The sequence below is a fragment of the Streptomyces sp. NBC_00443 genome, from assembly GCF_036014175.1.
Classification (GTDB): domain Bacteria; phylum Actinomycetota; class Actinomycetes; order Streptomycetales; family Streptomycetaceae; genus Streptomyces.
In genome coordinates this window covers 7,376,840-7,397,773 of record NZ_CP107917.1, presented here as the reverse complement: position 1 = coordinate 7,397,773, position 20,934 = coordinate 7,376,840, and the positions used below count along the sequence as shown (strand labels likewise).

Genomic DNA, 20,934 nt, shown 5'->3' with positions numbered 1-20,934 from the left:
GGTGTCCTCCCTGACGTACGACCTCACGCTGGCCGGTCTGGCGGTCGGCAGCGCCGCCGCGCTCAGCGGGATCGGTCTGGTCGTGACGTACCGGGCGACCGGTGTGCTGAACTTCGCGCACGGGGCGATCGCGATGGTGTGCGCGTACGCGCTGCGGCAGTGCGTGGTGGAGTGGGGCTGGCCGCTGTGGGCGGGCGCGACCGTGACGCTGCTGGTCCTCGCGCCGGGGATCGGGATGGCGCTGGAACGGTTCGTCTTCCGGCCGCTGGCGGTCCTGGGCAGCGACCCGGCGCAGACCCTGGTCGCGTCGATCGGCGTCTTCGTCCTGCTGGTGGGCGGCGCGGTACTGCTGTGGGGCCAGGGGGCGCGGGCCGACGCGCCGGAGCTGATGTCGGCGGAGCCCTGGGGGCAGCTGACGGTGGCGCTGCTGCTGGCGGCCGGGGTCGGTGCGGTGATCCGCTGGACCCGCTTCGGCCGGGAACTGCGTGCCGTCGTCGACGACCGCCGGCTGGCGGTCCTCGGCGGTATCGACGCGGACCGGGTGGCGGCGTCGGGCTGGGCGTTCGGCTCGTTCACGGCGGGCCTGACGGGCGTGCTGCTGGCCCCGTACGTGCGCCTGGACCCGTACGGCCTGCCGCTGCTGGTCATGGAGGTGGTCGCGGTCGCGGTGGCCGCACGGATGCGCAGCCTGCCGGTCGCCGTGCTGACGGCGCTGGCCATCGGGGTGGCGCAGAGCCAGCTGACGCGCCTGCACCCGACGGGCTGGGGCGCCCCGCTCCTGCAGGCCGTCAGCACGAACCTCTTCGTCGTCGCCCTGCTGATCGCGGCCCTGGCCCTCCCCCGCGTCGGCACCCGTGACGCTCTCCCCCGCTCGGCCACCGCGCGCGTGCCGACCCCTCCGGGCGCCTGGATCGTGGCGATGGTGCTCTTCCTGCTCCCCCTGGGCTTCGCGGGCGCGGACCTGCATACGTCGGTGCAGGTGCCGGCGCTGGGCGTGGTGCTGCTCTCCCTGGTCGTCGTCACGGGCCGCGGCGGCCAGATCTCCCTCGGTCAGGCGGCGTACGCGGGCCTTGGCGCCCTGTTCACGGCCCTGCTGGCGGCGGGCCGCTTCCCGGGCCTCCCCCGGCTGCCGGAGCTCGCGGCCCTCGCGCTGGCGGTCGTCCTGGTGGCCCCTCTCGGCCTCCTCACCGGCTGGCCGGCCATCAGCCGCCGGGGCCTGGCCCTTGCGCTGGCGACCTTCGCGGTCGGCGTCGGCGTGAGCCGCTTCGTCTTCGCGCAGCCGTACGCGATCTCGGGTCTGTCCCTCGGCCGTCCGGCGGGCTTCGAGGGCGACCGCGCCTACTACGTCCTTGAACTGGCCCTCCTGGCCGCGGCCCTGCTGACGACCTGGCTGCTGCGCCGAGGCCGCACGGGCCGGGCCCTGGCGGCGATGCGGGACCACGAGTCCGGGGCGTCGGCGGCAGGCGTCCAGGTGCCCTCCCTCAAACTGCTGGCCTTCGTCTCGGGCGCCGCCCTGGCTGCCCTGGGCGGCGGAATGCTCGGCATGGGCCTGCGCGCCTTCGACCCGGCCGCCTACGACCCCGTCCGCGGCCTCCTCTGGTTCGCCGCTGTGGTGGTCCTGGGCGCCGACAGCACCCTCGGCGCCCTGGCCGCCGCGGCCCTCCTGGTCGGCCTCGACGCGGGGGCCCGCGGTGGTGTGGCGGCGGCCCTGATCGGCATCCTGGCGGTACTGGTGGGCCGCTTCCCCGGCGGGCCGTACGAGGCACTGCGGACGGCGGCAGGGAGGCTGCGCCTGCGGCGCGGGGCGAGGCTTACGGCGGTGGGGGTGGGGGTACGGAGGCGACTGCGGCCGGTGGGGCAGGGGGCTGCATTTCGGCCGACGTTGACGGGCTCGACCGCGTCGGGGGTCGCGGGGACGGCACGCCGGGACGAGCATGCGGCGGCCGTGGAGACGCCACGGGAGCGGGATCGGGCACAGCCCACACCCACCCGCCGCGCACCCCTGACCACCCACCACCTCCAGGCCCGCTACGACAACTTCACCGCCCTGGACGACATCACCCTCACCGTCCACCCCGGCCAGGTCACCGCCATCGTCGGCCCCAACGGCGCAGGAAAGAGCACCCTGTTCCACTGCCTGGCCGGCACCCACCGCCCCACCCACGGCCAAGTCCTGCTCGGCACCCGCGACATCACCCGCCTCCCCGCACACGCCCGAACCCGTCTCGGCATCGCCCGCACCTTCCAGCAACTGGCCGTCTTCCCCTCCCTGACCGTGGCCGAGAACGTCCGCGTGGGCGCAGAGCAGGGACGGCTGCGAGACCCCTCGGCCGTGGAGCGGGCCCTCAGACTCCTCGGACTCGACGGCCCGGTGAGGGCCCTGCCGGCCGCGGGCCTGCCCACCGGCACACTGAGACGCGTGGAACTCGCCAGGGCCCTCGCGGGCAGCCCACGCGTGCTGCTCCTCGACGAACCCGCCGCCGGCCTCGACACCGCCGAGGTCACCGCACTGGCCCGCGTCCTGAAGGCACTCGCCGCCGACGGCACCGCCCTGCTCGTCGTCGAGCACGACCTCGACCTGGTCGCCGACCTCGCCGACACCGTGCACGTCATGGCGGCGGGCCGCATCGTCGCCTCCGGCCCTCCCGACCGCGTACTCGACGCGGCAGGCTCCCAGGAGGCACCCGCATGACGACGATCTCCCTGCGCCGCGCGCGCGTGCGTTACGGCCCTCTGGAGGCCCTCCACGGCATCACCCTCACCGCGCCCGGCCCCGGCCTCACGATCCTGCTGGGCCGGAACGGATCCGGCCGTACGACAGCGCTGCGCGCCCTGGCCGGCGCCGTGCCCCTGTCCGGCGGCACGGTGGTGTGGGACGGCGCCGACGTGACCCGGATGCCCGCGTACGAGAGGGCCCGCCGCGGACTGTGCCTGGTCCCCGAACGGCAGGCGGTGTTCGGCTCCCTCACCGTGCGCGAGAACCTCGAACTCGCATCCCGGTCGTACGACGTCGCCCTGGACGCCTACCCCCGGCTCGAACCGCTCCTCCCACGCCGCGCAGGCACCCTCTCGGGCGGCGAGCAGCGCATGCTGGCCCTGTCCCGCGCCCTGCTGGCACGCGCGCGTGTCGTGCTCGTTGACGAACCCGCGCAGGGCATGTCGCCCACGGTCGCCGCCCGTACGTACGAGCTCCTGAGCGAACTCGACGCCTGCGTGGTCGTCGCAGAGCAACGGGTGCCGCCCGGACTGCACGGCCGGACGGCACTCGTCCACGAACTGCGTCGCGGCGCGGTCGTGTTCAGCGGCGAGTCGGGCGAATGGCAGCGCCGTGCAGCGCACCGAACCGGGTCGACCCCTTCCGGATGAGCTGCGATGTCTTCGAGGTCAGCCGGTCCGTGACGCTGGGCCGCCGCAACTCCATACGGCCCTTGAGCCCGTACCGTCTGGAGCAGTGCGGCCAGGCACCCCACCCCTGAGTCGCCACCACCTTCCGGGCGATGGCGATCTGCTCCTTGCGGCTGGCGAGATCCGCGCGCGGGGCGTACTTCGAGCCGCCGAAGCCCTCCCAGGTGCTCTGCGAGAACTGAAGCCCCCCGTAGTGGCCGTTGCCCGTGTTGATGTGCCAATTCCCGCCGCTCTCGCACTTGGCGACACAGCCCCACGGCCACTGGTCCTTGGCGCACGCGAGCGCCGCGGGTTTGGGGGGCGGTCCGGGGGCCGGTCGGGGCGGCGCCGTATGGATGTGACGCGTGGCGTGTGTTGCCTGTGCTGCGTGCGTCGGTCCCGGGGCGACGGCTGTGAACAGCGTGGCGGCCAGGACGATCGTGAGCGGTGTGCATTTCATATGAGCACGCTAGGCAGCCGATTGCGGCCATCCCGCGCGGCGCGTCCGACGAACACCGGTGCCCCACCCGGTCGGCGGACCGGGCGGGGCACCGAAGCGTGGGCAGGGAGCGCCGCTCAGAGTTCGAGGCGCTGCCCGGGCACGATGAGGTTGGGATCGGCCCCGATGACGGACGTGTTGGCCTCGTGGAGCTGCCGCCACGTGGTCCCGTGCCGGGCGGCGATGCCGCTGAGCGTGTCGCCCTCACGGACGGTGTAGTCACCGCGGGACGAGTCGCGGTTCGTGTGTCCTGACGAACGCTCCGAACGCTCCGACGTCTGCGCCGGAGTCGACGGGGCCGCCTTGGCGGCGGGGGCGCCCGAACCGGCCGCGGAAGCCGCGGGTGCGCTGCCGGACGCTCCGGCCCGGGCCGAACAGGTCGGCCACGCGCCCCACCCCTGGGCGCGCTGGACCTTGGTGGCCACCGCGATCTGCTGGTCCCTGCTCGCTCGGTCCGCCGTGGGCGCGTAGGCCGTACCGCCGTACGCGCGCCAGGTGGAGGCGGCGAACTGCAGTCCGCCGTAGTAGCCGTTGCCGGTGTTGATGTGCCAGTTGCCGCCGCTCTCGCACTGGGCGATGCGGTCCCACACTCCACTGTCCGCCGCCGCGGCGTTGCCGGTCGCGGCCAGCAGCCCGAGCGGGGCGAGCAGTGCCGCCCCGGCGAGGACCGCCGTCGTACGAGTCCGACTCCCGTTCGGAGCCTTCGGCGCCTTACGAGCGTTGTCGTGAGTGGTATCGGCACATTCGGACATGTAGTTCCCTCTCCAAGGACCCGGGGTCCCCCAAGGCGGTGGGCCACTCCGCACGCCACCGGGCGTGTGAGTGGCGCTCGCCCCGTCCGCCCGGGGATGGTGCAGCAAGCTGGTTGGTGCGGTCGGCGGACGTACCCGAGCGGTGCTCGTTGCACACGGCCGAGGAATCTATGGACAGCGAGCGGTCGGCATCAACCAACTCCTCGTCGCGCCAGGCCAGTTCGCGGTTACCCCCGGTATCGGCGAATTTCAGCCACCCACTTCATTCGCTGATTTCGGGATTTGTCGACCAACCACCCTGACGATCTGTGACGCACCCCACGCAACCAACTACCTTGCATTTCCCTCCAGTTGACCGTGAGTGCGCAATTCCGCACCCGGGGTGACGGTGCGCGATGGATGGTTCGATTCCGTTCGCCCTGGTGCGTGACTCCCGCCACAGATCGTCCGTTGTCTTCTTCATGAGCCCGGGACCCGCCCGGTTCACGGGCCGGGAGCCACCCGGCCCCGCCACGCACCACATCCCGAGGGAGCCACCCGTGCCGCGCATGCTCGACGTCAGCGACGAGGTACGTGCCGAGATCGGCGACGAAGAGGCCGACCGGCTGCTCGCCGGAGAGAACGCCCCGGGCAGTTACGACTGCACCTCCTGCCGCACCCCGGGCGACTCCGAACAGGAGCGCACCAGCACCGTCCTGTTCATCGGGGACGAGACCGCCGTCCTCGCCTTCGCCCACGCCACCTGTCTGCCCTCCCAGGTCGTCCAGGTCACCGAGGCGCAGTTGCAGGGCGCCGTGAAGTCCATCACCGGCGACCGGGTCGACCTGGAGCCGGAGTCGATCGTGCCGGAGCAGGCCGTGCTCGGGGTCACCAGCGGACTGGCGCTGATCGCCGGGGAGTTGCACCCCGCCCTCGTGGTCGAGCCGACCGGGCCCATCGTGCGGCCCGGGGCGACCGGTGCCGGGGACGACTTCCTGCCGCTGCTCATCGAGCAGGGGTTCATGCCGCTGTCGGAGCTGGCCGATGTGCCGCCGGTGCTGCACGGGTGGTCCGTACTGCTGGCCATGGGGCAGCTGCACGCGGTTCTGCAGCCGGGACCGACCGGGGGGCAGCCGGTCGCATGGTGGCAGGCGCATCAGCCTCTTCAGGTGACCGACGGGTGGCGGGCCGCCGCGAACAAGCACCAGCAGGTGCTGATGTTCGCGGCGCCGGTGGGTTCCATCGGACGCCAGCCCAGGGAGGACCTGCTCCGGGGGCGCTGGACAAGGCGGCGGCCAACGGGAAGTTGGTCGGAGCCGCGATGCCGCTGGCGGGGACCTGAGGGAGCCGGCCGACTGGGGGCTGCTCGTGTAGTGCGTCGCCCGCGCCTCCGATGAGCAGGCGACCCTTCACCCCGGCCGCATCTCTTCGAGCGCGGGGTCGTTTGGACATACGTGCATGCATACGACGTTCCCCGCCTCCAGGGCAGCTCATCGCCCACGCCGATCTACGACGCGCTCTACGCCGAGTACGTCAAGTCCTTCCGCTCGCTGCCGGGTGATCGCAGCGGGGAGGAGGACATGGGGTTCGTCGCGTTCGGGAACATGCAGCGCGGCACGGGCTCGTACGGCGGCCACCGCCCGGGGTCGTTCAGCAGCTCGTACAGCGCCTACAGCGCGGGGGCCCACAGCGCCCGGCACGGCAGCAACGGCCAGCAGCCGCAGTGGCAGCGCGTCGGGCACATCAGCCCGCAGGGCGCGGGGATGCATCACGTCCCGGCCGCGCTGCCGCCGGCACGCAGGGGCTGAGCACACGTCAAAGGGGCGGTCCGATGAGGGCCGCCCCTTTGACGTGTGCGCAAGTGCCTCTTGCCGCTACTTCTTCTTGCCGCGCTTCTCGCGCACCCGCACCGAGATGTGGATCGGCGTGCCCTCGAAGCCGAACTCCTCGCGCAGCCGGCGCTCGATGAACCGGCGGTAGCCCGCCTCGATGAAACCGGAGGCGAAGAGCACGAACCGCGGGGGCTTGGTGCCGGCCTGGGTGCCGAAGAGGATGCGGGGCTGCTTGCCGCCGCGGATCGGGTGGGGGTGGGCGGCGACCAGTTCGCCGAGGAAGGCGTTGAGCCGCCCGGTCGGGACCCGGGTCTCCCAGCCCGCGAGGGCCGTCTCGATCGCCGGGACCAGCTTCTCCATGTGGCGGCCGGTGGACGCCGAGACGTTCACCCGGGGCGCCCAGGCGACCTGGCCGAACTCGGTCTCGATCTCCCGCTCCAGGTAGTAGCGGCGCTCCTCGTCGAGGGTGTCCCACTTGTTGTAGGCGATGACCATCGCGCGGCCCGCCTCGACGGCCATCGTCACGATGCGCTGGTCCTGGACCGAGATGGACTCGGAGGCGTCGATCAGGATGACCGCCACCTCGGCCTTCTCCACGGCGGCCGCGGTGCGCAGCGAGGCGTAGTAGTCGGCGCCCTGCTGGAGGTGGACGCGCTTGCGGATGCCCGCCGTGTCGACGAACTTCCAGATCACGCCGCCCAGTTCGATGAGCTCGTCGACCGGGTCACGGGTGGTGCCGGCCAGCTCGTTGACGACGACGCGCTCCTCGCCGGCCACCTTGTTCAGCAGGGAGGACTTGCCGACGTTCGGGCGGCCGATGAGCGCGATCCGGCGGGGGCCGCCGATCCCGGCGCCGCCGAAGGTCTGCTCGGGCGCGTCGGGCAGGGCCTCCAGAACGGAGTCCAGCATGTCGCCGGTGCCACGGCCGTGCAGCGCGGAGACGGGGTGCGGCTCGCCGAGGCCCAGGGACCACAGGTAGGTCGCGTCGGCCTCGGCGCTCGGGCCGTCCACCTTGTTGGCGCACAGCACCACGGGCTTGCCGGCCTTGCGCAGCAGTCGTACGACGGCCTCGTCGGTGTCGGTGGCGCCCACCTTGGCGTCGACGACGAAGACGACGGCGTCGGCGGCCTCGATCGCGTACTCGGCCTGCGCGGCCACGGAGGCGTCGATGCCGAGGACGTCCTGCTCCCAGCCGCCGGTGTCGACGACCTTGAAGCGGCGGCCGGCCCACTCGGCCTCGTAGGTCACACGGTCGCGGGTGACGCCGGGCTTGTCCTCGACGACGGCCTCGCGGCGACCGATGATGCGGTTGACGAGAGTCGACTTGCCGACATTCGGCCGGCCGACGACGGCGAGGACGGGCAGCGGCCCGTGACCGGCCGCCTCGATGGCGCCCTCGACGTCCTCGAGGTCGAAGCCCTCTTCCGCGGCGAGCTCCATGAACTCCGCGTACTCGGCGTCGCCAAGCTCTCCGTGGTCGTGCCCGTCGGGCGAGCCCTCGGAGTGGATGTGGTCGTTCATGAAGTCCGTACCTCGTCGTTCATCGTGGTGATCGGTGGACCGCGCGGCTGTCGCCCTGCTGATCCACTACTCAGTGTCGCCTAGCGACCGGTCAGTCGCCTTGCGTTTTCCAGGTGCGCGGTGAGCTGCTTCTGGATGCGCTCTGTCGCCTCGTCGAGCGCCTTGCGCGTACGCCGTCCGCTGCCGTCGCCCGCCTCGAAGGGGTCGCCGAACACGACGTCCACGCGGGTGCGCAGCGGCGGCAGCCCCTTTATCAACCGTCCCCGCTTCTCGGAACTTCCCAGCACCGCGACCGGGACGACGGGCGCCCCGGCGCGCACGGCGAAGTAGGCGAGCCCGGCACGCAGCGAGGCGAAGTCGCCCTCACCGCGGGTGCCCTCGGGGAAGATGCCGAGGACCCCGCCGTTGGACAGCACGTCGAGGGACTGCGTTATCGCCGTGCGGTCGGCGGAGTGCCGGTCCACCTTCAGCTGGCCGATGCCGGTCAGGAAGGGGTCGAGCGGGCCGATGAAGGCTTCCTTCTTGATCAGGAAGTGCACGGGCCGGGGCGACACTCCCATCACCATCGGCCCGTCGATGTTGTGGCTGTGGTTGACCGCGTAGATCACCGGCCCGGTCGGGGGCACCTTCCAGGCACCCAGGACCCGGGGGCGCCACAGCCCGTACATCAGGCCGACGCCGATGCGCCGCCCGACGTCGGCACCTCTCTCGGAAGGTGGGATCACTTTCCGGCCCGCTTCTCCTCGACGAGCGTGATGACGCACTCGATGACCTGCTGCAGCGTGAGCTCGCTGGTGTCCACCTCGACCGCGTCGTCCGCCTTGGCGAGCGGCGAGGTCTTGCGGCTGGAGTCGGCCGCGTCCCGCTTCAGCAGCGCCTCGCGGGTCGTGTGCACGTCGGCGCCCTTCAGCTCACCGCTGCGGCGGGCCGCGCGGGCCTCCGGGGAGGCGGTGAGGAAGATCTTCAGGTCGGCATCGGGCAGCACGGTCGTACCGATGTCACGGCCCTCGACGACCATGCCGACCTCCGCGGAGGTCGCCAGGGAGCGCTGCAGCTCGGTGATCCGGGCCCGCACGTCGGGCACCGCGCTGACCGCGCTGACCTTGGAGGTGACCTCCTGGGTGCGGATCGGGCCGGACACGTCGGTGCCGTCGACGGTGATCGTCGGGTTGCCAGGCTCGGTGCCGGAGACGATCTCCGGCTTGCCGGCCACGGCGGCGATCGCGGTCGGGTCCTCGATGTCGATCCCGTTGGCCACCATCCACCAGGTGATCGCCCGGTACTGGGCGCCGGTGTCGAGGTAGCTCAGCCCGAGCTGCGCGGCAACGGCCTTCGACGTGCTCGACTTGCCCGTGCCGGAGGGGCCGTCGATGGCGACAATCACGGGCTTGGCGGCACCGTTTTCCACGGGAGGACACCTTCCAGATGCGGTGTGACGGGAGTGTGGGGACCCGAGGGCGCCCCGCACAAGGTTACTGGGTGCGCGTCACTCGTCCGGCCGCCCGGGAACCGACCGGGCTGCCACGGGGCGGGGCAGTGGGGGTCGGGCCCCTACTGGCGGATCGCCCAGCCCCGCTCCCGCAACGCCGCCGACAGCACCGGCGCCGCCTTCGGCTCCACCATCAGCTGGACCAGACCCGCCTGCTGCCCGGTCGCATGCTCGATCCGTACGTCCTCGATGTTGACCCCGGCCAGCCCCGCGTCCGCGAAGATCCGCGCCAGCTGTCCCGGCTGGTCGTCGATGAGCACGGCGACGACCTCGTACATCCGAGGAGCCGCCCCGTGCTTGCCGGGGACGCGCACCTGCCCGGCGTTCCCCCGCCGCAGCACGCCCTCGATGCCGGACGTGCCCTCCAGCCGCTTGTCCTCGTCGGACGACTGCAGCGCCCGCAGCGCCCGCACGGTCTCCTCCAGGTCGGTCGCGACATCGGTGAGCAGGTCGGCGACGGGCCCCGGGTTCGCGGAAAGGATGTCGATCCACATCCCGGGATCGGAGGCCGCGATCCTCGTCACATCACGGATGCCCTGACCGCACAGGCGTACAGCCGTCTCCTCCGCGTTCTCCAGACGTGCGGCGACCATGCTGGACATCAAGTGCGGCATGTGGGACACGAGGGCCACCGCACGGTCGTGGGCGTCGGCATCCATCACCACCGGCACGGCCCGGCAGTGCGAGACCAGCTCCAGGGCGAGGTTCAGCACCTCGGTGTCGGTGTCGCGGGTCGGCGTCAGCACCCAGGGGCGGCCCTCGAAGAGGTCGGCGCTCGCGGCCAGGGGGCCGGACTTCTCACGCCCCGACATGGGATGCGTACCGATGTACGACGACAGGTCGAGCCCGAGCGCCTCCAGCTCACGGCGTGGCCCGCCCTTGACGCTGGCCACGTCGAGGTAGCCGCGGGCCACACCCCGGCGCATGGCGTCGGCGAGCACGCCGGCCACGTGCGCGGGCGGGGCGGCGATGATCGCGAGGTCGACGGGGCCCTCGGGCGCCTCGTCCGTGCCGGCGCCGAGCGCGGCCGCCGTGCGGGCCTGCTCGGGGTCGTGGTCGGCGAGGTGGACGACGACGCCCCGCCCCGCCAGTGCGAGGGCGGCGGACGTGCCGATGAGGCCGGTGCCGATGACGAGTGCGGTTCTCACTGGGCGATGTCCTTGCGCAGGGCGGCCGCCGCACCGAGGTAGACGTGCGCGATGTCGGCGCGGGGCTTGTCGGACTCGATGTGCGCGAGGACCCGTACGACCCGGGGCATGGCGCCTTCTATGCCGAGTTCCTGGGCGCAGATCAGCGGTACGTCGGCGAAGCCGTCGCCGAGCTTGCGGGCGGCGGCTGCCGGGAAGTCGCTGTGCAGGTCGGGCGTGGCCGTGAACCAGATGCTGATCAGATCGTCCGCGGTGAGGTCGTTCCGTTCCAGGATCGCGGTGAGCAGGGCACCGACCTGCTCGTCCATGTTGCCGGCCTCGTCCCGCTCCAGTTGGACGGCCCCCCGGACCGCTCGTACCGCCACGGCGCTGCTCCTTGCTGACGTACGGATCGACTCTTCGGCTGTCCAGCCTAGTCAGCCCGGGTGCGGCCCGGTCATGTCGCCCGCTCGCTGAGACATCGACATACGAAATGCACGTTTTCCTGCACTCAGCACTAGCTTGCTTCTTCTATGGCGTTTTCAGTGCAAAGATGCTGTTGATCCGCTTGGAGCGCTTCCGCCTCCCTGGTTCTTCCGCTGGTTCTTCCGCACTTTCGGAGTGACGACATGACCTACCGTCCGACGCGGCGCACGATCCTCATCGCGACCGGCGTGACGGGTGCGACGGCGCTCGTCACCGGCTGCGGCGATTCCGACGGCGACGGCGACTCGTCGCCGACGTCGACCACCGTCTCTCCCGGCCAGGACGGCGACGAGCTGGCCCGCACGTCCGACATCCCGGTGGGCGGCGGCACGATCTTCAAGGACGAGAAGGTCGTGGTGACCCAGCCCGAGCAGGGCGAGTTCAAGGCCTTCTCCGCCATCTGCACCCACCAGCAGTGCCTGGTCGGCAGCGTTTCGGACGGGACGATCAACTGCCCGTGCCACGGCAGCAAGTTCGAGATCACGGACGGCGCGGTGGCCAACCCGCCGGCCACGAAGCCGCTGCCGGCGAAGAACATCGTCGTGGAGGGAAATTCGATCCGGCTGGTGTGATCCGCCGCGTACGCTCCGGGGCATGCGCCCCGAGACCCTGGTCCGCGACCACACGATCTACGCCTGTGTGATGGGCTCGCGCGCCTTCGGTCTGGCGACGGAGGGCAGCGACACCGACCGCAGGGGCGTCTTCCTCGCTCCTACGCCGCTCTTCTGGCGCTTCGACAAGCCGCCGACGCACATCGACGGCCCGCTGGAGGAGCAGTTCAGCTGGGAACTGGAGCGCTTCTGCGAGCTCGCCCTGCGCGCCAACCCGAACATCCTGGAGTGCCTGCACTCCCCGCTCGTGGAGCACGTCGACGACACGGGCCGCGAGCTCCTCGCCCTGCGCGAGGCGTTCCTGTCCCGCCAGGCCTTCGAGACGTTCACGCGCTACGCACTGGGCCAGCGCAAGAAGCTGGAGGCGGACGTCCGCTCCCACGGCGCCCCGCGCTGGAAGCACGCGATGCACCTCCTCCGCCTCCTGAGGAGCGCCCGCGACCTGCTGCGCAGCGGCCACCTGACGATCGACGTGGGTGACGGGCGCGAGGCGCTGCTGGAGGTCAAGCGCGGCGAGGTCCCCTGGCCGGAGGTCGAGTCCCGGATGACCCGCCTGGCGAGGGAGGCGGAGGAGGCCGCCCACCGCAGTCCGCTCCCGGCCGAGCCGGACCGCCGCCGGGTCGAGGACTTCCTGATCCGCGTCCGCCGCGCGTCAGCTCTCCAGCCGGGTCCGTACGACGAAGGCGTGCAGGGCGTCGTAGGTGCTCGGGGCGTCGGGCAGCGCTGAGGCCGCCTGCGCCTCGTCCAGCACACCGTGCAGCCGCTCGACGTCGGCTGCCACACGCGCGTGCTCGACGTCGGCGGGCCCGTGCTCCTGCTCCGCCTTGGCCGCGATCAGCTCCGGCAGATAGCCGGGCGCGTCGGTTTTCCCGTCCGAGGCGGCCGCCCCGACCAGCGTGGGCAGATGCGGCTGCACCTCACCGCTGCGCATCAGATGGATGCCGGTGAGCAGCACCCGGAAGGTGTAGAGCAGCGGCTTGAGCTCCCCGGTCTTCTCGAAGAGCCGCCACTGCGTGTTCGCGAAACCCCGGTAGTGATGCGCGTGGTGGCTGGTGAGGACGCCGGGCGCGAGCTCGGCCAGCTCCCGGTGGGCGTCCGTGGTGTGCACGACGAGCGGCGAGAGCAGCTGCTCCAGCACGTAGCCGTTGCGGCGCAGTATCAGCCGTACGAACTTGCGCAGGTCGTGCGTGACCAGGTCCATCTCGACGCCTTCCCGGACCCACATCCGTGACCGCGTCTCGTCCGGCTCCCGCAGCCCGACGAGGTCGGCGGCCGGCAGCAGGTGCACGCCCCGCAGGTCCACGTCCGAGTCGCGTGACGGAAAGCCGTACAGATGCGCGCCGGAGACGGTCGCGAACAGCACCGGGTCGGGCTGCTCGGCGACGACGGGCGTGAGGTCGATGTCCAGGGCGTCGATCATCCGTCAAGCGTCCCAGAGCGCTCCGAGGGTCAGCAGGTCACCCCGGTACTCGATCCGGTCCGCCCACCGGGTCGGCCAGGCGTCGGCGCCCAGATACGCGCCCGCGAAGGCCCCCGTCAGACACGCGATCGAGTCCGAGTCGCCCGACGTGCAGGCGGCCCGGCGCAGCGCCGTCAGCGGCTCGTCGACGAACCACAGGAAGCACAACAGGCCCGAGGCCATGGCCTCTTCGGCGATCCAGCCCTCGCCCGTGGCCAGGCACGGATCGGTCTCGGGCGAGACGGTCCGTACGGCCTCCTGGACCCGGTCCAGGATCCCCAGGCACTCGTCCCAGCCTCGCGTGATGAAGTGCTCGGGGGTGGGGTCCTGGCTGCGGGTCCACAGGTCACCGAGCCAGCGCTCGTGGTAGCGGGTGCGGTTCTCGTAGGCATACGACCGCAGCAGCCCGACCAGTCCGGTCGGTTCGGCTCCCTGGGCGAGCAGTCGTACGGCGTGCGCGGTCAGGTCGGAGGCGGCGAGGGCTGTCGGGTGCCCGTGGGTGAGCGCGGACTGCAACTGGGCGGCGCCCGCGCGCTGTTCGTCGCTGAGGCCGGGGACGAGCCCGATCGGCGCGACGCGCATGTTGGCGCCGCAGCCCTTGGAGCCGGTCTGGCTGGCGTCCTGCCAGGGCATGTCGGGCCGCTCCAGCAGGTCACAGGCTCTCAGGCAGGTGTTGCCCGGGGCCCGGTTGTTCTCCGGGGAGCGGTTCCATGCCACGAACTCCGCCCGCACCGGCTCCGTCATCGCCTCGGGTCCGAGCACGCCCAGGTCCGTCGCCGTCCGCAGCCCCTTCCCCAAGGCGAGCGTCATCTGCGTGTCGTCGGTGACGATGGCCGGCGTCGGCAATTCCATCTCGCGCCACGGCCCGCACTTGGCGAGGATCGACGGCACGTCGTTGAACTCGGTCGGGAAGCCGAGCGCGTCCCCGAGGGCGAGGCCGAGCAGGGCGCCGGTGGCGGCGCGCTTGCGGACGGTGGTCGTGGTCATGCGGGGGGTCCTTCCGGGGTGGGCCGCAGCAGGGGCGGATGGAGGGTGGCGGCGCTGCCCGCGCGGTACAGCGCGGCCGGCTTGCCGCGGCCGCCGGTGAGCCGGGCCGCGCCGGGCACGGGTTCGACGAAGCCCGGTGTGGCGAGCACCTTGCGGCGGAAGTTGGGCCGGTCGAGGGCGGTCCCCCACACCGTCTCGTAGACCTGTTGCAGCTCGCCGAGCGTGAACTCGGGCGGGCAGAAGGCGGTGGCGAGGCCGACGTACTCGAGCTTGGCGCCGACGCGTTCATGGGCGTCGGCCAGGATCCGGTCGTGGTCGAAGGCGAGCGGACCTGCCGTGTCGTACGGCACCCAGCGCGCCTGCGCGGCGTCGCTGCCGCCGTGCGGTTCGGGCGGGTGGGGCAGCAGGGCGGCGAAGGCGACCGTCACGACCCGCATGCGGGGGTCGCGGTCGGGTTCGCTGTAGGTCCGCAGCTGCTCCAGGTGCAGTCCGGAGACGTCCGACAGGCCGGTCTCCTCGGCGAGTTCACGCCGGGCGGCGGTCTCCGCCGACTCGTCCGGCTGCACGAACCCGCCGGGGAGCGCCCAGTTGCCCTTGTACGGCTCCTGCCCGCGCTCGACGAGCAGGACGTGCAGGACGCCGTCGCGGATGGTGAGGACGGCGAGGTCGGCGGTGACGGCGAAAGGTTCGTGGGCGTACTTGTCGTAGGCCATGCGAACCCACCCCCTTAATAGTCAGTACGACTATAAAGAGGGTGGGGTGGGTGCCGCAAGCCCTGACCCGGTAACGGCTAGGCCCGCGCGCGGGAGGGCGCAAACGCCGCCACCCCCGCCCCCACGGCCGCCGCGGCCGCCGTCACCCACAGCGCCGCCCCGGCTCCGTCGATGAACGCCTCCGGCGAGCCGTAGCCGCCGTACGTCGTGAACACGGCCGCGGCGATGGCGATCCCGAAGACGCCGCCCAGCTCGCGCAGCGCGTTGTTGACGCCTGCCGCGACGCCCGCGTCGCCCAGCGGGACGGACGAGGTCACGGCGTTGGCCACGCTCGGGAACACCATGGAGATGCCGACGCCCGCGACGATCAGCGGGACGACGAGGCTGCCGTATCCGACGCCGGGTTCGACCAGCCAGGCCAGCAGCGCGAGGCCAGTCGCCTGGAGCACCAGGCCGCCCAGCATGAACGGCCGGGTCCCGAACCGGTCGGCGAGCGCTCCGGCGACCGGCGCGATCAGCAGGGGCGTGGCGTTCCAGACCAGGATCCGGACACCTGCCTCCAGCGGGGAGTAGCCGAGGCCGAGCTGGAAGAGCTGCGTGATCATGAACAGGGCGCCGAGCAGCGAGGCGAAGAGGAGGAACGCGGAGGCGTTTGCGGTCGAGAACCCACGCCGCCGGAAGTGGGACAGCGGCAGCATCGGATAGCGGGCCCCGTTCTTCTCCCAGCCCAGGAATGCCGCGACGAACACGATCCCGGCGGCCAGCGCGGTCAGCACCTCGGCGCTCCCCCAGCCCGCCTCGGGTGCCCGCACCGGCGCCCAGGCCAGGCCCGTCAGGCCCACGGCCGCCAGCACCAGCCCGACGAGGTCGAGCTGGGGGCGGGTGCCGTGGCTCTCGCGCAGCATGCGGGCGGCGAGGGGGATCATGGCCAGCCCGATGGGCACGTTCAGCCAGAAGATCCACTGCCAGGACAGGCCCTCGGTGACGGCCCCGCCCAGCACCGGCCCGGCGGCCACGCCGAGTCCGGTCACCCCGCCCCACAGGCCGATGGCGACGCCCCGCCTCTCGGCCGGGAACGCCTCACTGATCCGGGTCAGCGTGAGCGGCAGCAGTACGGCGGCTCCTGCGCCCTGCAGCAGGCGCGCGCCGATGAGCTGACCAGGGCCCGAGGCGAGGGCAGCCGCGGCCGAGGCGAGCGTGAAGACGGCGAGGCCCACGACGTACATCCGCCGCCGGCCGAACCGGTCGCCCAGCGCGGCGCCGGTCAGGGTGAGGCACGCGAACACGAGGTTGTAGGCGTTGATCGTCCACTCCAGCTCGGACAGGCTGGCCCCGAAGTCGGCCTGCAGCGCGGGCAGCGCGGTGGCTACGACCACGACGTCGAGGGAGCACAACAGCGCGCCTAGCCCGGCGAGGGCGACCGTCCACCCGCGGCGCGGGGGCGCCTGCGCGGCGGACGCCGACAGGAGAGGGGCTTTCAGGGTCTCGGTCATGACGATGCCTTCCGTGAGATCACTGGGGGTCACTCACGGAAGGCAGACCGGGCTCACTCCGCAAAGGAATCGCGGCGTCCCAGGAAGGCCAGCAGCCGGACGTCGGCACGCGCGCGGGGCGGCACCTGGAGCAGCGCGCCGAACCGCACGCCCCGGTCCTCCTCCGCGACCACACAGCGGGCGATGCTCAGCAGCTCGGCGGCGAGCGGAAGCGGGATGGGCCTGGGCCGGCCGCTGGCCTGGGCGACGTCCCACCCGTGCACGGCGATCTCGACGGCGCCCACAGCGGCCATCACCCGTACGTCCAGCGGCCGTTCACCGACCAGGACACGCTCCTCGGCGGGCCCGGCCGTCCAGGCGCCGAGCACCGCGCACGCGCGCGTACGGAAGCCGCAGGCCCGGTCGGCACGCGGGAGCAGCCCGATCCGCCCGCCGGTCAGGCCCTCGTACAGCGCGTCCAGCGAGTCGTCGAGATGCCCGAGCAGCTCCCCGAGGTCCCACTCGGCGCAGGGCGTCGCGCCCATCAGGCTCGCGGACTCGGACCCGGCGACGCTGCCCAGTGCGTAGGCGAGCGAACGCTCCAGCAGTTCCCCGGAGTTCATGACAGCTCCTCGGGCAGCCCGAACCGGTCGAGCAGGTCCGCCGGATCGAGGAAGGCCGTGATCCGGGCCAGGAGGCCTTTGTGCACCGTGAGCACCTGCAGGGAGTGCGCGCGCAGGACGTCGTCCTCCCCGCGGACGTACATCGCCACGGCCGGCTGCCCGTTCGCGCGCGTGCGCAACATGCGCAGGGTGCCCTTCTCGTGGACACGCGCGTGCAGGAACCGCAGCACGTCCTCCTTGCCGCGGTACCACTCCAGGAAGGGCGGCATCTCCAGCTCGACGCCCTCTTGGAGGAGCCCGATCAGGGTGTCCAGGTCGGCGTTCTCGAAGGCGGCCACGTACCGTTCGAGCACCTCGCGGTCTGCGGCGTCCTCCGGTTCCTCGACGAGGTCCTCGTCGGGAGCCACCTCGTCGAGACGGGCACGCGCGCGCTGGAGGCTGCTCTTCACCGCCGCCGTCGACGTGCCGAGCAGCGCCGCCACCTCGGCCGCCCGCCAGGCCAGCACGTCCCGCAGGATGAGGACGGCACGCTGCCGCGCGGGCAGGTGCTGAAGGGCCGCGACCAGGGCGAGGCGCAGACTTCCCCGCGCGGCGACGACGCCCGCCGGGTCGACCAGCGCGTCGGGCAGCGGCTGGAGCCACGGAACGTCCGTCACAGGGGCCCTCAGCGGCTCCTCAGGCGCCTCGGCGGGCCCACCGAGCCCCGAGGGCAGCGGACGGCGCGCACGGCCCTCCAGCGCCGTCAGACACGTGTTGGTGGCGATCCGGTGCAGCCACGTCCGCAGGGACGCCCGGCCCTCGAAGCCGTCGTAGGACCGCCAGGCCCGCAGATACGTCTCCTGCACCAGGTCCTCGGCCTCGTCTACCGAGCCCAGCATCCGGTAGCAGTGCGCGAGCAGCTCCCGCCGGTACGGGCCGGTCAGCCGGACGAACTCGTCACGGTCCGCAGTGGTCGTACTCATCCCCGCTCCCTCCGTCCCTGATACAGACCGGCGGAGCGGCGAAAACGAATCGGCCGGCCCCGGAGCACATCCGGAACCGGCCGATTCGCGCGTGTGGGACCGAGGTCCGTCCTACAGATCGACTTCCTGCATCAGCATGCCGACCTCGGTGTTCGACAGCCGCCGCAGCCAGCCCGACTTCTGGTCGCCCAGCGTGATCGGGCCGAAGGCGACGCGCACCAGCTTGTCGACCGGGAAGCCCGCCTCGGCGAGCATCCGGCGCACGATGTGCTTGCGGCCCTCGTGCAGGGTGACCTCGACCAGGTAGTTCTTGCCGGTCTGCTCGACGACCCGGAAGTGGTCCGCGCGCGCGTACCCGTCCTCCAGCTGGATGCCGTCCTTGAGCTGCTTGCCCAGGTCACGCGGGATCGGGCCCACGATGTGCGCGAGGTAGACCTTCTTCACGCCGTACCGGGGGTGGGTCAGCCGGTGGGCCAGCTCGCCGTGGTTGGTGAGCAGGATCACGCCCTCGGTCTCGGTGTCGAGCCGCCCGACGTGGAAGAGCCGCGTCTCCCGGTTGGTGACGTAGTCACCGAGGCACTGCCGGCCCTCGTTGTCCTCCATCGTCGAGACGACACCGGCGGGCTTGTTCAGCGAGAAGAACTGGTACGACTGCGTCGCGACGGTCAGGCCGTCGACCTTGACCTCGTCCTTCTCCGTGTCGACGCGCTTGCCCTGCTCGAGGACGATCTCGCCGTTGACCTCGACCCGGGCCTGCTCGATCAGCTCCTCGCAGGCCCGCCGCGAGCCGTAGCCCGCGCGCGCGAGGACCTTCTGCAGCCGCTCGCCCTCCTGCTCGGCGCCCGGGAAGGTCTTGGGCAGCTTGACGTCCTTCTTGCCGGCGTAGCGCTCGCGGTTGCGCTCCTCGGCCCGCGCGTCGTACTCGCGGGACGTCGCCGGAACCGAACGGCCCCGGCCGGTGCCCTGGGCCTGCTTGGGGCCGCCCTTGGCGCCGCCGCGCGCCGAGGCGCCACGTCCCGACTTCGGGCCGTCCTGGGTGGCGCCGGGGCCCACGTCGTAGCGCCGCTCCTCCGGGCGCGGGTTCTTCGGCCGGCCGCCCTGCGTGTCGTCGCGGTTGCTACCGGCGCCGCGGTGGTTGCCGCGGCCACCGCTGCTTCCGCCGCGGCCGCCGCTGTTGCCACCACGGCTCCCGCCGTTGTTTCCGCTGCTGTTCCTGCCGCTGCTGCTTCGCATCAAAGTTCCGTCTGGTCGTCTACGTCGTCGGTGCCCCGGGGTGCCGGGACGCCCGGACCGTCATCGGGAGCGTCCGGGTCGAACGACGGAACGCCTTCCTGGGTCTCGGCCTCGATCGCCTCCGCCTCCGGGAGGAAGGGCGCCAGCTCCGGGAGCTCGTCCAGACCGCGCAGGCCCATCCGCTCCAGGAAGTAGTTCGTCGTCCTGTACAGGATCGCACCTGTTTCGGGTTCCGTGCCCGCCTCCTCGACCAGCCCGCGCTGCAGGAGGGTGCGCATCACACCGTCACAGTTCACTCCGCGCACGGCCGAGACCCGGCTACGGCTGACCGGCTGGCGGTAGGCGACGACCGCGAGCGTCTCCAGGGCGGCCTGCGTGAGCCGGGCCGTCTGCCCGTCGAGCACGAGCCGTTCGACGGCGGCCGCGTACTCGGCGCGGGTGTAGAAACGCCAGCCGCCGGCCACGAACCGCAGCTCGAAGCCCCGCCCCTGCACGGCGTACTCGTCGGCCAGCTCCCGCAGGGCATCGGCGATCCGCCGACGGGGCCGCTCCAGGAGCTTCGCGAGGCGCTCCTCGGTCGCGGGCTCGTCCACGACCATGAGCATCGCCTCCAGGGCCGGCTTCAGGTCGAGGTCCGCGACGCCGCGCAGCCCGGCCGGAAGCTCGGTGGTCTCCTCACTCACGCCTTCTTCTCCTCCTTGGGCAGCTCGGGCGGGCGGTCGAACTCGTCGGTCACCAGGGGCGCCTCGTCCCCCTCCGCACCGGTCCAGCGCACGATGAGCTCGCCGAGAGCGATCTCCTGGTCGAGGGCGACGGCCTTCTCGCGGTAGAGCTCCAGCAGAGCCAGGAATCGCGCCACGACGGTGAGGGTGTCGTCGGTGTCCTCGATCAGGGCACGGAAGCTGGCCTCGCCGAGCTCCTTCAGCCGCGCGACGACGATCCCCGCCTGCTCCTGCACGCTGACGAGCGGCGCGTGGATGTGATCGACGTACACCTGCGGCTTGGGCTTGGGCTGCATCGCCTTGACCGCGAGCCTGGCGAATCCTTCCGCCCCGATGCTGATGACGACCTCGGGCAACAGCTCGGCGTGCTGCGGCTCCAGCCCGACGGTCCGCGGATAGCGCCGGGCCTCGTCGTCCAGCCGCCGGCTGAAGATGTCGGCGATCTGCTTGTACGCCCGGTACTGCAGCAGCCGCGCGAACAGCAGATCCCTGGCCTCCAGCAACGCGAGATCGGCCTCGTCCTCCACCTCGGCGGCGGGCAGCAGCCGCGCCGCCTTGAGGTCGAGCAGGGTCGCCGCGACGACAAGGAACTCGGTCGTCTCGTCGAGATCCCAGTCCGGCCCCATCGCCTTGATGTGCCCCATGAACTCGTCGGTCACCTTGGACAGCGCCACTTCGGTGACATCGAGCTTGTGCTTGGAGATCAGCTGGAGGAGGAGGTCGAAGGGGCCCTCGAAGTTGGAGAGGCGGACCTTGAAGACGCCGTCGTCGGGTTCTTGGCGCTCGGGTTCTTGGCGCTCGGGTTCTTGGCGTTCGGGTTCTTGAGGCTCGGGGGCTGCTTCCGCGGGTTCGGCAGCAGGCGGCAAGCCGCCGTCATCGCCCCCGTTGTGCCCACCGGCCGGAGCCGAAGACCCGGCCTCAGCCGATGACTCGCTCTCCGCCGCAGGCGGAGCAGGCACCGCCTGCGCAGGAGGCGACAGAACCGTCTCGACCCGCGCAGCGCCCGGCCCCCGCCCCAGCGCACGACGACGACCGCCGGCTGCACCGGCACTGGCGGCGGGAACGTCGTTCGAGGTCATAGCC

General features: G+C 72.1%; 22 protein-coding genes and 1 pseudogene. 7 read left to right on the top strand and 16 right to left on the bottom strand.

The annotated features are described in order from the left end of the window. The first annotated feature begins 1 nt into the window (after position 1). Both OHO27_RS33670 and OHO27_RS33665 read left to right on the top strand, forming a co-directional pair. Positions 2-2,692, top strand: coding sequence for an ABC transporter permease subunit (locus OHO27_RS33670; protein ID WP_328428727.1), 2,691 nt, complete (start codon positions 2-4; stop codon positions 2,690-2,692). Further along, positions 2,689-3,366 carry an ABC transporter ATP-binding protein gene (locus OHO27_RS33665; protein ID WP_328428726.1) on the top strand — a complete coding sequence of 226 codons (678 nt, stop codon included), beginning with the start codon at positions 2,689-2,691 and terminating at the stop codon, positions 3,364-3,366. Before OHO27_RS33670 ends, OHO27_RS33665 begins: the two co-directional genes overlap by 4 nt. On the opposite strand, the gene OHO27_RS33660 is transcribed toward OHO27_RS33665, so the two are convergent. Further along, on the bottom strand, positions 3,299-3,844 hold the full coding sequence (locus OHO27_RS33660; RefSeq protein WP_328428725.1) for a transglycosylase family protein: 546 nt from the start codon (positions 3,842-3,844) through the stop codon (positions 3,299-3,301). The genes OHO27_RS33665 and OHO27_RS33660 overlap by 68 nt on opposite strands. A 116-nt stretch (positions 3,845-3,960) precedes the next feature. Then, the gene (locus tag OHO27_RS33655) at positions 3,961-4,635 is read right to left on the bottom strand and encodes a LysM peptidoglycan-binding domain-containing protein (protein ID WP_328428724.1); all 675 of its coding nucleotides are present in this window, start codon (positions 4,633-4,635) and stop codon (positions 3,961-3,963) included. A 539-nt stretch (positions 4,636-5,174) separates the two neighbouring features. Between OHO27_RS33655 and OHO27_RS33650 the strand changes: the two are divergent. Both OHO27_RS33650 and OHO27_RS33645 read left to right on the top strand, forming a co-directional pair. Next, positions 5,175-5,956, top strand: a pseudogene (locus OHO27_RS33650) (hypothetical protein). A gap of 112 nt (positions 5,957-6,068) precedes the next feature. Continuing rightward, positions 6,069-6,422: a hypothetical protein gene (locus tag OHO27_RS33645; protein ID WP_328428723.1), complete on the top strand. Its 354-nt coding sequence runs from the start codon at positions 6,069-6,071 to the stop codon at positions 6,420-6,422. A gap of 66 nt (positions 6,423-6,488) precedes the next feature. Here OHO27_RS33645 and der read toward each other — a convergent pair whose 3' ends face one another. The 5 genes from der to aroH form a co-directional block, all read right to left on the bottom strand. After that, positions 6,489-7,967: a ribosome biogenesis GTPase Der gene (gene der / locus OHO27_RS33640; protein WP_328428722.1), complete on the bottom strand. Its 1,479-nt coding sequence runs from the start codon at positions 7,965-7,967 to the stop codon at positions 6,489-6,491. Positions 7,968-8,047: 80 nt separating this feature from the next. Continuing rightward, a complete protein-coding gene (locus OHO27_RS33635) occupies positions 8,048-8,635 on the bottom strand; it encodes a lysophospholipid acyltransferase family protein (protein WP_328430633.1) in 588 nt (195 codons plus the stop codon). Between the two features lie 53 nt (positions 8,636-8,688). Then, a complete protein-coding gene (gene cmk, locus OHO27_RS33630; protein WP_328428721.1) occupies positions 8,689-9,375 on the bottom strand; it encodes a (d)CMP kinase in 687 nt (228 codons plus the stop codon). Positions 9,376-9,518: 143 nt separating this feature from the next. Then, on the bottom strand, positions 9,519-10,604 hold the full coding sequence (locus tag OHO27_RS33625; protein WP_328428720.1) for a prephenate dehydrogenase: 1,086 nt from the start codon (positions 10,602-10,604) through the stop codon (positions 9,519-9,521). Continuing rightward, on the bottom strand, positions 10,601-10,969 hold the full coding sequence (gene aroH / locus OHO27_RS33620) for a chorismate mutase (RefSeq protein WP_328428719.1): 369 nt from the start codon (positions 10,967-10,969) through the stop codon (positions 10,601-10,603). The genes OHO27_RS33625 and aroH overlap by 4 nt, the downstream gene beginning before the upstream one ends. 107 nt (positions 10,970-11,076) lie before the next feature. On the opposite strand from aroH, the gene OHO27_RS43245 reads away from it, so the two are divergent. The 3 genes from OHO27_RS43245 to OHO27_RS33605 are packed head-to-tail and all read left to right on the top strand — an operon-like array spanning position 11,077 to position 12,407. Beyond that, a complete protein-coding gene (locus OHO27_RS43245) occupies positions 11,077-11,208 on the top strand; it encodes a DUF6529 family protein (protein ID WP_443059647.1) in 132 nt (43 codons plus the stop codon). Between the two features lie 4 nt (positions 11,209-11,212). Then, positions 11,213-11,641 (top strand): Rieske (2Fe-2S) protein, encoded by a 429-nt coding sequence (locus OHO27_RS33610; protein WP_328428718.1) that lies wholly within the window; start codon positions 11,213-11,215, stop codon positions 11,639-11,641. Between the two features lie 22 nt (positions 11,642-11,663). Next, entirely contained in the window at positions 11,664-12,407 is a 744-nt protein-coding gene (locus tag OHO27_RS33605; RefSeq protein ID WP_328428717.1) for a nucleotidyltransferase domain-containing protein, read from the top strand. On the opposite strand, the gene OHO27_RS33600 is transcribed toward OHO27_RS33605, so the two are convergent. From OHO27_RS33600 to OHO27_RS33560, 9 genes are all read right to left on the bottom strand, one after another. Further along, positions 12,333-13,100, bottom strand: coding sequence for a nucleotidyltransferase domain-containing protein (locus tag OHO27_RS33600; RefSeq protein WP_328428716.1), 768 nt, complete (start codon positions 13,098-13,100; stop codon positions 12,333-12,335). The genes OHO27_RS33605 and OHO27_RS33600 overlap by 75 nt on opposite strands. Positions 13,101-13,103: 3 nt before the next feature. Then, complete coding sequence (locus OHO27_RS33595; RefSeq protein ID WP_328428715.1) at positions 13,104-14,126, bottom strand: ADP-ribosylglycohydrolase family protein; 1,023 nt, start codon at positions 14,124-14,126, stop codon at positions 13,104-13,106. Then, entirely contained in the window at positions 14,123-14,839 is a 717-nt protein-coding gene (locus OHO27_RS33590; RefSeq protein WP_328428714.1) for an NUDIX hydrolase, read from the bottom strand. The genes OHO27_RS33595 and OHO27_RS33590 overlap by 4 nt, the downstream gene beginning before the upstream one ends. Before the next feature lie 77 nt (positions 14,840-14,916). After that, the gene (locus OHO27_RS33585; RefSeq protein ID WP_328428713.1) at positions 14,917-16,332 is read right to left on the bottom strand and encodes an MFS transporter; all 1,416 of its coding nucleotides are present in this window, start codon (positions 16,330-16,332) and stop codon (positions 14,917-14,919) included. 53 nt (positions 16,333-16,385) lie between these two features. After that, positions 16,386-16,934 carry a maleylpyruvate isomerase family mycothiol-dependent enzyme gene (locus OHO27_RS33580; protein WP_328428712.1) on the bottom strand — a complete coding sequence of 183 codons (549 nt, stop codon included), beginning with the start codon at positions 16,932-16,934 and terminating at the stop codon, positions 16,386-16,388. Further along, entirely contained in the window at positions 16,931-17,896 is a 966-nt protein-coding gene (locus tag OHO27_RS33575) for a sigma-70 family RNA polymerase sigma factor (RefSeq protein WP_328428711.1), read from the bottom strand. The genes OHO27_RS33580 and OHO27_RS33575 overlap by 4 nt, the downstream gene beginning before the upstream one ends. 111 nt (positions 17,897-18,007) lie before the next feature. After that, positions 18,008-19,129, bottom strand: a complete 1,122-nt coding sequence (locus tag OHO27_RS33570; RefSeq protein WP_328428710.1) for a pseudouridine synthase — start codon at positions 19,127-19,129, stop codon at positions 18,008-18,010. Continuing rightward, positions 19,129-19,812 (bottom strand): SMC-Scp complex subunit ScpB, encoded by a 684-nt coding sequence (gene scpB, locus OHO27_RS33565; RefSeq protein WP_328428709.1) that lies wholly within the window; start codon positions 19,810-19,812, stop codon positions 19,129-19,131. The genes OHO27_RS33570 and scpB overlap by 1 nt, the downstream gene beginning before the upstream one ends. Then, positions 19,809-20,930 (bottom strand): segregation and condensation protein A, encoded by a 1,122-nt coding sequence (locus OHO27_RS33560; protein ID WP_328428708.1) that lies wholly within the window; start codon positions 20,928-20,930, stop codon positions 19,809-19,811. Before OHO27_RS33560 ends, scpB begins: the two co-directional genes overlap by 4 nt. Positions 20,931-20,934 lie beyond the last annotated feature (4 nt).